This is a genomic window from Parapedobacter indicus (assembly GCF_900113765.1).
In the GTDB taxonomy this organism is placed as follows: Bacteria; Bacteroidota; Bacteroidia; order Sphingobacteriales; family Sphingobacteriaceae; genus Parapedobacter; species Parapedobacter indicus.
This window is the reverse complement of record NZ_FOQO01000002.1, coordinates 211,754-224,058: the sequence shown is the minus strand read 5'-3', so window position 1 is coordinate 224,058 and position 12,305 is coordinate 211,754. Positions and strand designations below refer to the sequence as shown.

At 48.9% G+C, this 12,305-nt stretch carries 10 protein-coding genes; 6 read left to right on the top strand and 4 right to left on the bottom strand.

The genetic code is table 11. The annotated features are described in order from the left end of the window. Window positions 1-6 precede the first annotated feature (6 nt). The 3 genes from BMZ56_RS04675 to BMZ56_RS04665 are packed head-to-tail and all read left to right on the top strand — an operon-like array spanning window position 7 to window position 1,882. Window positions 7-369 (top strand): hypothetical protein, encoded by a 363-nt coding sequence (locus BMZ56_RS04675; RefSeq protein WP_090624815.1) that lies wholly within the window; start codon window positions 7-9, stop codon window positions 367-369. Continuing rightward, window positions 366-908, top strand: a complete 543-nt coding sequence (locus tag BMZ56_RS04670) for a YceI family protein (RefSeq protein WP_090624812.1) — start codon at window positions 366-368, stop codon at window positions 906-908. The genes BMZ56_RS04675 and BMZ56_RS04670 overlap by 4 nt, the downstream gene beginning before the upstream one ends. An 11-nt stretch (window positions 909-919) precedes the next feature. After that, window positions 920-1,882: a DUF5777 family beta-barrel protein gene (locus BMZ56_RS04665; protein WP_219822835.1), complete on the top strand. Its 963-nt coding sequence runs from the start codon at window positions 920-922 to the stop codon at window positions 1,880-1,882. A 3-nt stretch (window positions 1,883-1,885) separates the two neighbouring features. Here the strand turns inward: BMZ56_RS04665 and BMZ56_RS04660 are convergent, their stop codons facing one another. The 3 genes from BMZ56_RS04660 to BMZ56_RS04650 are packed head-to-tail and all read right to left on the bottom strand — an operon-like array spanning window position 1,886 to window position 3,433. Then, a complete protein-coding gene (locus BMZ56_RS04660; RefSeq protein ID WP_090624810.1) occupies window positions 1,886-2,110 on the bottom strand; it encodes an AtpZ/AtpI family protein in 225 nt (74 codons plus the stop codon). Continuing rightward, window positions 2,082-2,513 (bottom strand): bactofilin family protein, encoded by a 432-nt coding sequence (locus BMZ56_RS04655; RefSeq protein WP_090624808.1) that lies wholly within the window; start codon window positions 2,511-2,513, stop codon window positions 2,082-2,084. The genes BMZ56_RS04660 and BMZ56_RS04655 overlap by 29 nt, the downstream gene beginning before the upstream one ends. A gap of 35 nt (window positions 2,514-2,548) precedes the next feature. Continuing rightward, window positions 2,549-3,433, bottom strand: a complete 885-nt coding sequence (locus BMZ56_RS04650) for a M23 family metallopeptidase (protein WP_090624806.1) — start codon at window positions 3,431-3,433, stop codon at window positions 2,549-2,551. A 140-nt stretch (window positions 3,434-3,573) separates the two neighbouring features. On the opposite strand from BMZ56_RS04650, the gene porW reads away from it, so the two are divergent. From porW to uvrC, 3 genes are read left to right on the top strand one after another with little or no spacing between them, the layout of a single operon-like run. Beyond that, window positions 3,574-6,432, top strand: a complete 2,859-nt coding sequence (gene porW, locus BMZ56_RS04645; RefSeq protein WP_143072849.1) for a type IX secretion system periplasmic lipoprotein PorW/SprE — start codon at window positions 3,574-3,576, stop codon at window positions 6,430-6,432. Window positions 6,433-6,455: 23 nt separating this feature from the next. Beyond that, window positions 6,456-8,699, top strand: a complete 2,244-nt coding sequence (locus tag BMZ56_RS04640; protein WP_090624802.1) for a transglycosylase domain-containing protein — start codon at window positions 6,456-6,458, stop codon at window positions 8,697-8,699. A gap of 24 nt (window positions 8,700-8,723) precedes the next feature. Further along, complete coding sequence (uvrC, locus tag BMZ56_RS04635; RefSeq protein ID WP_090624800.1) at window positions 8,724-10,529, top strand: excinuclease ABC subunit UvrC; 1,806 nt, start codon at window positions 8,724-8,726, stop codon at window positions 10,527-10,529. On the opposite strand, the gene BMZ56_RS04630 is transcribed toward uvrC, so the two are convergent. Further along, window positions 10,518-12,290 carry a DUF4091 domain-containing protein gene (locus BMZ56_RS04630; RefSeq protein ID WP_090624798.1) on the bottom strand — a complete coding sequence of 591 codons (1,773 nt, stop codon included), beginning with the start codon at window positions 12,288-12,290 and terminating at the stop codon, window positions 10,518-10,520. The genes uvrC and BMZ56_RS04630 overlap by 12 nt on opposite strands. Between the last annotated feature and the right edge of the window lie 15 nt (window positions 12,291-12,305).

The window sequence follows — 12,305 nt, the reverse complement described above, 5'->3', positions numbered from 1 at the left end:
AAGAAGATGAAACGACTAATTAAAAGTGCCCTATGGGTGGCACTGGTGGCAGCTTGCCTGGCAGGATGTGGGAAGGATGATCCTACTCCGGAAACCCCACCCGGAAAAGAAGATGGCGTAACGGTTGAAAATGTGACCTACAAAAACTTTGTGGGTGGACTGTTCGAATCGCGGTGTGCCAAATGCCACGCGGGATCCGGACCCGGTACGGTAAAATGGGTTTTTTCAGGATACGAATCGGTGCGTGATAACCTTTCGCGGATCAACGATATGGTGATTGTGCGGAAACTCATGCCCCAGGACGGAAGTCTGACCAATAATCAACTGACATTGCTAAAAGCGTGGATTGAAAAAGATGCACCCCAATGAGAAAACTTGTTGCCTGGTTTTTCGTAATGTTCCTGTGCCGCTTTGCGGCGGCACAGGATATTTTAATCGACAAAAATAGCCGCATATCGTTTTTTTCCGAAGCACCATTGGAAAATATCGAAGCGGTCACCTCGAAAGCGGCTGCTGCACTGGATATAAAGGCCAACGAAGTCGCGTTTAAGGTGCCGGTCTCTTCGTTCGAGTTTCGCAAGCAATTGATGCGGGAACATTTCAATGAGAATTACTTGGAAAGTGAGAAATTTCCGTATGCCACATTCAAAGGTAAGATCAATGAGGCAGTCGATTGGAACGTGGACGGTACCTATCCGGTAACCGTGGTGGGCATGTTGGACATCCATGGCATAAAAAAGCGCTATGAAACCCAAGCGACTGTTGAAGTGAAAGGCAGCGTAATCAATGCACAGGCAACCTTTGTGGTGAAAGTCGCGGATCATGAAATCGAAATTCCCCGTATCGTCATTAAAAACATCGCAGAACAAGTCGACGTGAAGGTGTCGTCCACTTTCCACAAACAATAACGAAACACGTTATGAAGCACATCACTATTTGCACACGCATCACACTACTCTTCTTCATCGCATTGCAGGCGGTTTGCCTGCCCCTTTCGGCACAGACTGATCTGGAGGATGCCCTGGCCGATGATACCCTGGCCGCAGCCCCCCGCGAAGTGGAAGCAACGTTTAAAACCACCCGGATCATCAATAGCCAGTCGCCCGAAACCATCCACAAGCACGAACTTGATTTCAAGGTTGATCACCGGTTTGGCGACATTGCCGGAGCCAATGGCGGTGCCCGGAATTTTTTCGGATTGGACAACTCCATGGATATCAAAATCGGCTTTGAATACGGTATTACCGATCGGTTCAACGTAGGGATTGCGCGCGCCAAGGGGGCTACTCAGGTATCCCAGCTATACGAAGCAAACCTGAAATACCGATTGCTGCGGCAGACGGTCGACGGAAAAATGCCACTTTCATTGACCGTTTATACCACGATGACCATTCCGGGCGTGCGTGCAGACGAGCAGGATGCAGCGGCAGCCACCGCTTACCGACAATTTTCAGATCGGCTCAATTTTGTGGGGCAGCTGATCATTGCCCGGAAGTTTGGTACGAATTTCTCATTGGCACTTCATCCTACCTACATTCGCCGCAATACCGTTGCCAGTTACGATGGAGCCAATGACTTATTTGCCATGGGGATAGGAGGACGATTGAAAGTGAGTAGGCGTATGGCGCTGGTGATGGATTATTTTCTTCCCTTTCGTTCAACGGCAAGCAAAGAAAGGTATGAAGATGCCATCGCCGCGCTATATAATCCATTGGGTATCGGACTGGAAATCGAAACCGGTGGCCATGTATTCAACCTCAATTTTACCAATGCAACAGCGATTCAGGAAATGCAATACATACCGGAAACCACCTCGTCGTGGACCAACGGGCAATTCCGATGGGGATTTACGATATCCAGGCGATTTTCCCTGGGTGATTGAGCGTTATTTCCTTCGGGTGACTGCCCGTATGACCGTATAAATGCTGATACACACGCCGACCAGGGCAAACAACGCCGTCCAAATCGGTCTTTCTGCATTACGGGATTGATCGATACGATATCCGATATACGTAAACAGGCCGATAATGGCAAGCATCTGGAAACCTACTCCCGTAAAATAGGCGTATTTTCCCAACGCATTATTCAGCGATCGCTTTGGGTTTTTCATAGGCAATGAGCTTCACATCGGGTAGGTGACTAGGCAGACCCAGACTTTTACTCGTCGTGCACCGCCCCTTAATGGAAGCACCATCTTCGACAATGAAGCGCGTGGCCTCAATATCACCTTGTATCGACGCCGAGCGATTCAATTGAAGGACTTCCTTCGCGACAATCTGCCCCTTAACCGCACCTGAAATTTCACCGGAATGGCAATCGATGTTGCCCAAAATTTTCCCTTCTTCTCCGATGACTAGCTTGGCTGTGCAGGAGACGTTTCCCTGTATTTGGCCATCGATACGCAGATCGCCAGTGGTATTAACATCGCCGGTAATTTCCGTGCCTTGTGCAATCAGGTTGAAACTACTTCCCCGTGGTTCCTGTGGTTTTTCGTTTTTCTTGTTTATAAACATGCTGATGATGTTTAAATAACTATGATAGATGTTTTTTAAAAAGCAATGTAATCGGTGGGGTTTACCGGATTGCCATTGTACCACAACTCGAAATGCAGGTGTGGACCGGTACTCAGCTCTCCTGTATCACCTGCAAAGGCGATTACTTCCCCACCACGTACAAAACTACCAACTTTTTTGATAATCGAAGCGCAATGTTTATAAAGTGATAGCAAATTATTGCCATGCTGGATAATGGCGACGTAACCTGTTTCAGGTGTGTAAGAAGCAAACACCACATGCCCGCTTAAGGTAGCACGTACCGGTTCATTCAGTTTAACAGCAATATCTACCGCGTAGTGTTGCTCTTTAGCGCTGAAACTGGAGCTGATTATACCCTTGATCGGGTTGTAAAAGGTATAAGAAGAAATGCCGGTGCGGGCATTGGTATGATTTTCAGGGAGATCGTACGGTGCGCCGGATTCGACCAATTCACGCAATGCCAACTCATCTTCCGAGAGCCCTTTTTCAGGGATTGTCGGAGCGGCCGCCTTGGTTTTGCTTCGTTCGGTAGCTTGTTGGTTACTTTCTTCCAGGGTTTCTCCAGCCGTTCCGCCAAGCACGTTCCGGAGATTGGTGAGGTAAATGTCGTTTGCGTGGGCCACCTGCTCCATGGAATCGATACGGGCATAAGCAGCAATGAGTCTGCCACGATCGTAGGCGTTCAGCGACGAGCCGATGATGTATTCGCGCAAGGGCGTAGACCGGATGAGAACAACGGTGAAGATAATCAATAGGGCAGCAGCTGAGATGGTACCGGTAAGCCAATACCATAATTTGCCGGTAAAAGTCGCTTTTTCTTCAAAGGTTTCTTCTTGGAGAACTACTAACTTATAGCGCGAATTGAGCGCTTTAGCAAGCTTACTTTTTTGTTTAGCCAATGATGCCTCTTTTTATGCGGTTTCGCAAAATCGCAGTTTCGCTGTTTCGCACGAAGTCTCAAAATAAATTGATACTTTTGCGTGTGTATTCCCGGCAAAGATATTCAATTTTACGGCACATCGGCTAAGAAATAGTGGCATTGAAAGGTAATAAATATTTTCTTCGTGTAATGGCGTTGGCGCTGTTATCGTGTATGGCTGTGGCCTGTTCGCTAAAAAAAGACGCCGGTGGGCAGGAGTACGATCTTATGCAAAATCTCACTGCCCGGTACAACATTGTGTATCACGGACGCAAGATTATCGACGACGTGGAACGGGAGAATTTTGCTTCCTATCGTGACAACTATCAGCAGTTGCTTCCGGTATTGATTGAGCCTACTGACGCGACAGCCTCCGCTAATACGCCGCTCATGGATTCAGTGATCGGTAAAGCATTGGATATCATTAACAGAAAAGAAAAAAGTAAGTATATTAACGAAGCTTATTTACTCACCGGAAAGGCCAATTACCTGAAAGAGAACTATTACAACGCCGTGGAGTTTTTCTCCTATGTAGCCAATACATTTGCTGATATGCCCGAATACCGGCAAGCGGCACTGGTTTGGAAAGCGCGTTCTTTCATGCAGTTGGGAAATCTTACAGCGGCGGGGCTGGTATTGGATACTGTATTTGCGGGTTTGGAGACGGAGAAAAAATCGGTTGGCCTTGCGTTTGCCACGCAAGCAAAATACTACCTATTGACCCACGATGAAGCATCGGCGATTACGATGTTGCAGCAGGCGCTGGACCATACCAGGCATAAACCGACCAAACTCCGTTGGCATTTCCTATTGGGACAGTTACTCCAGAAGCATGACCGTAGGGAAGAGGCATATGGTCATTACAGCCGGGTGGTGAAAAGCAATGCGCCCTATGAAATGTCTTTTCACGCAGGGCTGAACCGTGTTTTTTTGGTTACCGCTGAAAATGCTTCGCCGGATGAGCGCGTACGTTTGCTGCGACGTATGCTGCGGGACGGAAAAAATACAGCATTTAGGGATCAGATATACTACCAGATTGGCGAAGTTTTCTACGCAGATAGCAATTTGTCGGAAGCCCTCGTTAACTACGAAAGGGCTTTAAGGGAATCTACTGACAACCGCTATCAAACCGCCCGGACTTATCTCAGGTTGGCAGATCACCATTTTGAACGAGCGGATTATCAAATCGCAAAGCTGTATTACGACAGTGTGGGAATGTCGCTGCCCACGGACTTTCCGGATGCGGGAGCGGTTCAACGCAAAATCGCCAATTTAGATGAGTTGATCGGACAGCTCCGCATCATTGCCTATCAAGACAGCCTTCAATACCTGGCTGGGCTGGACGACGGGCAGCGCCAGGTGGCAATGGACAGTATCGTCGCGCGGGCTTATGCACAGATCCGGGCGAAAGAAGAAGTAAAGCAGGCTGCGAACGTACGATCGGACCGGCGTTCCCCCTTTGATGACCTCCGCGGTATGACGGCCTCCTATACCGACAACCGGTTCTATTTCAATAATCCCGATGCGATGGGAATGGGACAAGCTGAATTCCGGCGGAAGTGGGGCAACCGCGAGCTTCGGGATAACTGGCGCTTCAGTGATATGGCCGGCAGTGGTGCACAGGTGAATGCCAGCAACCCAGCGGGCAGGGAAGAGCAGGCTGCTGCATTGCCAGATACGGCGGTGGTTGACAGCGCCGCATGGGCGGCTCAGCTTCGCGAGCACTACTTGCTTGCCCTGCCGGATACGGAAGAGGAAATGACGTTGTCAAACAGCCAGATACACGATGCCCTCCTTCGTGTGGGTACTATTTATCGGGATGATTTGCGGGACAATAAGGCGGCGGCGGAAGTTTATGAATCATTGCTGGAACGCTATCCCGATACGAAGGAAGCGGCGCTTCTCTATTATAATTTGTATCGGTTGTACACAGATGTGAATGAACAGCGGGCAACGGAATATCGGGAAAAACTGTTGGCCGAATTTCCTCAGTCTTTGTACAGCAACCTGGTGCGAGATCCCCTGTATCTGACCAAGCTTGAACAGCAAAAGCGGGTACTGGATCAAGCCTATGAAGAAATCTACACCCGCTACACCGAACAGCGGTACACAGACGTGGTAGAAGAAGTGACTGATATTCTGGAACAGGGGCAGGGAAGGGAACAGATACGCAGCCAACTGGCTTATCTCCGCGCACTGGCTGTGGGGAGGATAGCTGGTTTGGATACGTTTGAAAATGCGTTGTTGCAACTGGTGAGAGAATTTCCAGAAGACAGTTTGGTTACTCCTTTAGCTACACAACATCTGGCATTTATCGAAGCTAACCGGGATACATTGTCGAGCAGGGTGTATGCATTGCAGGGTATCGAAGCGGCTAGGGATCGGTTTGTGGACGAACCAACCGTTACGTTGTGGCCGCAGTTGGTGATCCGTCGGGGACCGGACCGGCCAAGGCCACGTCGGGAATTGGCGGTTGGTGCGGCGATTCAAACCGGTATACGGACAAGCGGAACGTTGGAAAGTGGCGGCGGCATTACACGGCAGCAGCTGGCCCGGACGGCTGACGTTGGCGAGATCGGCCCCAATACGTACCGAAACCTGGAATTGTTGCCAGATTCGGCTACCTATTATTTTGTTATTAATGTGACGAGCGAGCGTATTAACCTGGCGCCTTCCCGCTTTGGCCTTGGCCAATTCAACCGTGCGCGATATTCGGGAGCGGCAATCAGTCACCAACTCAAAGTGGTGAACGGTGAAAATCAATTGGTTTACATAGGCCCCTTCAATACCTATGAACAAGCCAGTCTTTATGAGCGCCGTATTTTGCCCGTGTTGCCAGACATTATGAAAATTCCAGCAGACTATTATAACACATTTGTGATTACTGAAAGCAATTTTGGCACGTTATCTGATTTTGATAAAATCGATGATTACCATGCTATTTATTGGGAGCAAGAGAACGAAGGAACGAGTGAGTAAGTACTTAGTATTAACGACATAGAATGAGTAAACAAGTAAAGAAAAAGAATACGTTAACGACAGAAGACACTAAACGCTATACCCGCACGTTCTGGAAGGTGCTTATTGGATTGATCTTATTGGGCTTTTTATTTATTTTCAGCGTAGGTGTTGGACTATTTGGTAAGCTACCCACTTTTCGTGATCTGGAAAACCCCAAAAGTAACCTCGCATCCGAAGTCATCTCAGACGATGGGGTGGTGTTGGGTACCTATTTTGTACAGAATCGCTCGAATGTGCGCTATAACGAGTTGTCGCCGAACCTGGTACAAGCACTTATTGCCACGGAAGATAAGCGGTTTTATCGCCATTCAGGCATTGACTATCGTCGTACGTTTACCATTATTTTCTATAATCTGATCGGGAAACGTCAGGGTGCCAGTACGATTACGCAACAGCTTGCCCTTAATCTCTTTTCTGAAGGACGTGCGCGAAGCACGGGCAAACGCATTATCCAAAAGTTTCAGGAGTGGATTACTGCGGTACGCCTTGAACGTAATTATACCAAAGAAGAGATTATCACGATGTACTTCAATACGGTGGATTTCGGCGCTTACAACACGTATGGTATCAAATCGGCAGCCCGTACCTATTTCAATACAACTCCAGATAAATTGGATGTCAAACAAGCGGCCATTTTGGTGGGTATGTTGAAGGGACCAGGTATTTACTCGCCTGTGCGATACCCACAGAATGCGATCCGTAGACGTAATGTGGTGATTGAAAACATGCGTAGTGAGGGTTTTATTACACGCGAAGAATCGCTGAAACTACAAAAAGAACCGCTGGTGCTAGATATGCGCATTTCAAAGTATGGCGGCGGACCTGCTCCCTATTTCAGGGCCGTGCTGAAACGTGAAATCCAGCGTCAGTTTAATGAGCTATCCATCACGAAGGCCGACGGAACCCCTTGGGACTTGGATCGGGATGGGCTGAAGATTTATACAACCATTAACTCGAAAATGCAGTCTTATGCGGAAGAAGCACAGAAAGAGTGGATGAAGACCGTACAGGCTTCGTTTGACAGGCAGTGGAAAACCCGGGATCCGTTCCGAGGCGATAAAGCGAAATTGCTGGAGATGGGTATGAAGCGGTCCGATCGTTACCGGATGCTGAAGCAAGCCGGTAAATCAGATGCGGAGATTAAAAAAGATTTTGACACACCGGTGCCGATGACGATTTTTACATGGGATGGGGATAAAGATACCACCATGACACCGATGGATTCGATCCGATACAATAAACTGATTCTTAGGAATTCCTTCATGTCGATGGAACCGCAGACCGGATACGTCCGTGCATGGGTAGGGGGTGTCAATTTCGAGCATTACAAGTACGACCAAGTAAAGATGGGAACTCGCCAGGTGGGATCTACGGCCAAGCCTTTCACGTACGCAGTAGCTATCGATAACGGGTTTTCGCCCTGCTTTCAAGTTCCCAACGTGCCATTGACCATCGGTAGTGGTCCGTATGCGTGGACGCCCCGCGGCGAATCTGTAGGAAGCCCAATTACCCTTCGCCGGGCGCTGGCAAATTCGCAGAATTTCGCGACTGCTTACATGGTTAATGAAGTGGGCGCGAGAGCGGTGGCTACGCTGACAAAACGGATGGGGATTACCTCGGATGTGCCCGAATACCCGTCTATTTCATTGGGTGCATACGAGGCGTCCGTGTACGATATGGTAGGAGCCTATTCAGCATTTGTGAATCATGGCGTGTGGGTAGAGCCTACCTACGTCTTACGAGTCGAGGATAAAAATGGAATGCCGATTTATGAGAAGACACCCCGCGTTTCCAAGGTGTTGAACAGTGAAAGTGCATACATCATGGTGGATATGTTGAAAAGCGTCGTGGATGGCGGATCCGGTGGTAGGTTGCGTTGGCGCTATAACCTGACGGCTCCCATGGGCGGAAAGACAGGTACAACGAATGATAATGCGGACGCTTGGTTTATTGGCATCACACCCGAGTTGGTGAGTGGCGTATGGACGGGCGCCGAAGACCGAGGCATCAGCTTTGCGTCAATGGCTGAAGGTCAGGGAGCGCAAGCTGCCCTACCTGTATTTGCCTTGTACATGCAAAAAGTGTACGCCGATACCACGCTTCATTATACCAAAGACGATTTTCCGTTGCCAGAAGGAGGGCTTACCCGCGAATTGGATTGCAGCAAATATCAGCAATTCTTCGGCGAGGAAGAGGAACAACTGGACGATCGGCTCGGATTCTGATTTGAAGATGTGCTGAAAGCTGACATGACCAAATTTGACTACCGCAAGGCGCTTGAAGAAATACCACATCGACCGGGCATCTACCAATACTGGGATGCGAACGGAGATCTTATCTATGTTGGCAAGGCCAAGGATCTCCGAAACCGGGTGAGTTCTTATTTCATCAAAAACAGTCAACTCAATGGAAAAACCCGGGTGCTGGTACGTAAGATCAATCGCATTACCTTCACCATTGTCGATACGGAAATCGATGCCTGGCTACTTGAAAACAGCCTGATCAAAAAACACCAGCCGCGGTATAATGTCATGCTCAAGGATGACAAGACATACCCTTGGATTGTTATCAAAAATGAGCGTTTTCCCCGTGTTTTCCCCACGCGTAAATATATCAAGGACGGATCGCGGTATTTTGGTCCGTATGCTTCTGTTGGAATGATGCACGCCATCATGGATACCATTCGGGAGCTGTATCCGCTGCGTACCTGCAACCTGGCCCTTACACCGGAGAACATCAGCAGGGGTAAGTTCAAAGTTTGCCTGGAATATCAGATCGGTAACTGCAAAGGGCCTTGCGAGGCGTATCAAACGGAAGCCGACTATGAAGAAAGTCTCGCCGATATCCGTGATATCCTAAACGGCAAGATTGGCGTGGTCATCCGGCGGTTGAAAACTCAATTGGATAAAGCGGTGGCCGAATTGAATTTTGAATACGCACACCACCTGAAGAATAAACTGGACCTGTTGGATCGGTACCAGAGTAAATCCACCGTGGTTAACTCCTCCATTACCAACGTGGATGTGTTCAGTATCGCGTCAGACCAAAGCTATGCGTTTGTCAACTACCTGAAGGTTATGAATGGCGTTATTATCCAAACGCAGACCGTCGAACTGAAAAAGCGGCTCGATGAAAACGACGCCGAGCTGCTGAGTTTGGCTATCCCGGAAATCCGCAGCCGCTTCAACAGCACTTCGAAGGAGATCATTGTTCCGTTTGCGCTTGATATTGAAACGGACAACCTTCGGTTTACCGTTCCAAAACAGGGCGAGAAAAAGAACCTGTTGGATTTGTCGTTTAAAAACGCCCTGTATTTCAAGAAGGAGCGGCTCAATCAGTATGAGAAGCTGAATCCTGAGTTGAAAACGGAGCGCATCTTGACCCAGATGCAGAAAGACCTACGACTGAACGTGCTGCCCCGTCATATCGAGTGCTTTGATAATTCCAATTTCCAGGGAAAATATCCCGTATCGGCCATTGTGGTGTTTAGGGATGCCAAGCCTTCGAAGAAAGACTATCGGCATTTCAATGTAAAAACCGTTGAGGGGCCTAACGATTTTGCCACCATGGAGGAGGCGGTGCATAGGCGCTACAGACGGCTGATTGATGAAGGGCAGACCTTACCCCAACTGATCATCATCGACGGCGGGAAAGGCCAGCTGTCTTCCGCGTTGAAGAGCCTGAAGCTACTGGGCATTGATAAGCAGGTCACTGTCATCGGTATTGCTAAGCGGCTGGAGGAGTTGTATTATCCCGGTGATCAGTATCCGCTGTACCTCGATAAGAAGTCCGAAACGTTGAAAGTGATCCAACACCTCCGCGATGAGGCTCACCGGTTTGGGATTACCTTCCACCGGAAGCAGCGGAGCCTGAAGACCTTCCGCACGGAGCTCGAAAATATTCCCGGCATTGGCCGTACGACCGCAGAGAAATTGTTGAAGGCTTTTAAGTCGGTGAAAAAGATACAGGAAGCACCCCCCGAGCAGCTCCGGGAGGTGCTTAATGAGAAACAGGTGGGTGCCCTAACCGATTATTTTGCGCGACTATCGACTTAATTCCTCCAGTATTTTCTTTCCATGGTTAACCAATGCGGCAGTAGTCGAATCAGGTGCTTTTTTGATCGAGAACTTGGTTACCTCGTTTTCCAGTGTCTTTAGTTTTTCCGTTTCAGTCGCCGCTGTAAATTGCTCACGTAAAATCCGTATTTTTTCCGCATCCTGGATGCCTTCCTTCATCCGTTCAAACCGGATGGAACTTCGGCCTTCCGGATAAATGAGGTACGTATCCCCTGCGGGCCAGGTGCGGAATCGCGAGTCGACGAGCGGATTTTCCGTCCAGGAATTATAGGACCAATGCAGGTAACCATCAAGCCCTGTAGCCCGCGTATACCAGCCCATGAAAACGGCTTCGGACGGGTCTGAAAACGTAAAAACGTTGGGGAATTCGTCTGCACAACATACGTAATAAGTACTGATCAAGCCGTGTTGTTTCCGGAAGGCCAGATCGGTTTTATCGAAATCGGCACTAACCGCCACACAGATATCCTTCAGCATCGGGTATTTTTGATAGCTTTTATGGTTATCGGCAAGGGCTACACCTAAGTCGGGAACCACTTTTTCCAACAAGGCCAATGCGATTTCCATCTCTTCGGGCGAGCGCTCGTCCATGGCAATGTTGGTCAATTCCAGCCAGCCCTTTGTCTTTAGGTGGTCGCGGAAAGCGGTCAGGAATGGTGTCCAAAGATCCCTGAATTCGCTGCTGCCGGGCTTTGCACTGACGTTAATCGTATCTCCTGAAGCCTCATCGAGGTAGTGGATTTCATGATTCCAGGGAAGTAGCGAATAGCAGTTGATGAGCTCGTCGATTCCTAAATCCATCATGAAATTGACCCATCGATCAAAGATGGCATAGTCGTACGCCCAAGTACCATCTGTTTTTTTGGTCCAACGGATCATATCTTCGTAGGGATCGAAACATTGGTTGTTCCAAGGGTCTTTATTGACATTGACGGTGATCACTTTTTGCCCGGCATCGGCCAGCATCTTCATCGGGACTTTCATCAGTTCCCAGTGTTCTTCCGACCAGACTTTTACGCCGTGTATCCGTGCGATGGCCGATGGATGTTGCCACAGATCGAGATGGAACGCCCAATCGCTTGGAGGCGGAAGGGTTTGCGGAAGTACTTCAATGGAGATATTGAGTTTTTTCGTGCCTGCATTTTGCGTATGCATCTGTAATGTGCTCGTGTAGATGCCTGGAGAGGCATCTGATGGGATGACAAAACTCAGCCATACGGGCTGTGTAGTGTTGGCTGCCATGTCAAAACAGGTTACGTTGTCCAGGGCGTCCGCGGATAACGATACCGGGAAGTCTTCGGGTTTGCGGTGGCCGCAGCCGGATGCAAAAATATCGGTTAGTACATACCTGACGAACCGCGCTTGGCCAATAGCGGCATCCATCGTTGATCCGTTGTCGCTTTTGAATGGCGAAAACTCAAATTCGATCTGATCAACTAGTTGATCAGACCACAATACAAGTTGTGCGGAAATGGTCTCACCCCGCCAGCCGCTCCCGCTCCATTCGGTCGTTTGCGTAACGTCGGGGACAGCGGATTTTGCATACCGTTTATCAATTGTACCGAATGCGTAATGTAGGCCGTTTACTTCCGACCAATCAACCTGTGTGGTATCGGGATCGTCGGCTTCGGCGTATGTATCACAGGATTTTACGGGACGCGATTGGTTGCAAGCAGAGAGCCACAGGGTTGTGCTTAAAAAAAATATGATAAGTAGCTGATACTTTTGTTTCTGTTTCATGGCTAATCGAAAAAC

Excerpts from the sequence above, each read along its gene's own strand:
- BMZ56_RS04675 (WP_090624815.1), top strand. The coding sequence starts at position 7 with ATGAAACGACTAATTAAAAGTGCCCTATGGGTGGCACTGGTGGCAGCT.
- BMZ56_RS04670 (WP_090624812.1), top strand. The coding sequence starts at position 366 with ATGAGAAAACTTGTTGCCTGGTTTTTCGTAATGTTCCTGTGCCGCTTT.
- BMZ56_RS04665 (WP_219822835.1), top strand. The coding sequence starts at position 920 with ATGAAGCACATCACTATTTGCACACGCATCACACTACTCTTCTTCATC.
- BMZ56_RS04660 (WP_090624810.1), bottom strand. The coding sequence starts at position 2,110 with ATGAAAAACCCAAAGCGATCGCTGAATAATGCGTTGGGAAAATACGCC.
- BMZ56_RS04655 (WP_090624808.1), bottom strand. The coding sequence starts at position 2,513 with ATGTTTATAAACAAGAAAAACGAAAAACCACAGGAACCACGGGGAAGT.
- BMZ56_RS04640 (WP_090624802.1), top strand. The coding sequence starts at position 6,456 with ATGAGTAAACAAGTAAAGAAAAAGAATACGTTAACGACAGAAGACACT.
- uvrC (WP_090624800.1), top strand. The coding sequence starts at position 8,724 with ATGACCAAATTTGACTACCGCAAGGCGCTTGAAGAAATACCACATCGA.
- BMZ56_RS04630 (WP_090624798.1), bottom strand. The coding sequence starts at position 12,290 with ATGAAACAGAAACAAAAGTATCAGCTACTTATCATATTTTTTTTAAGC.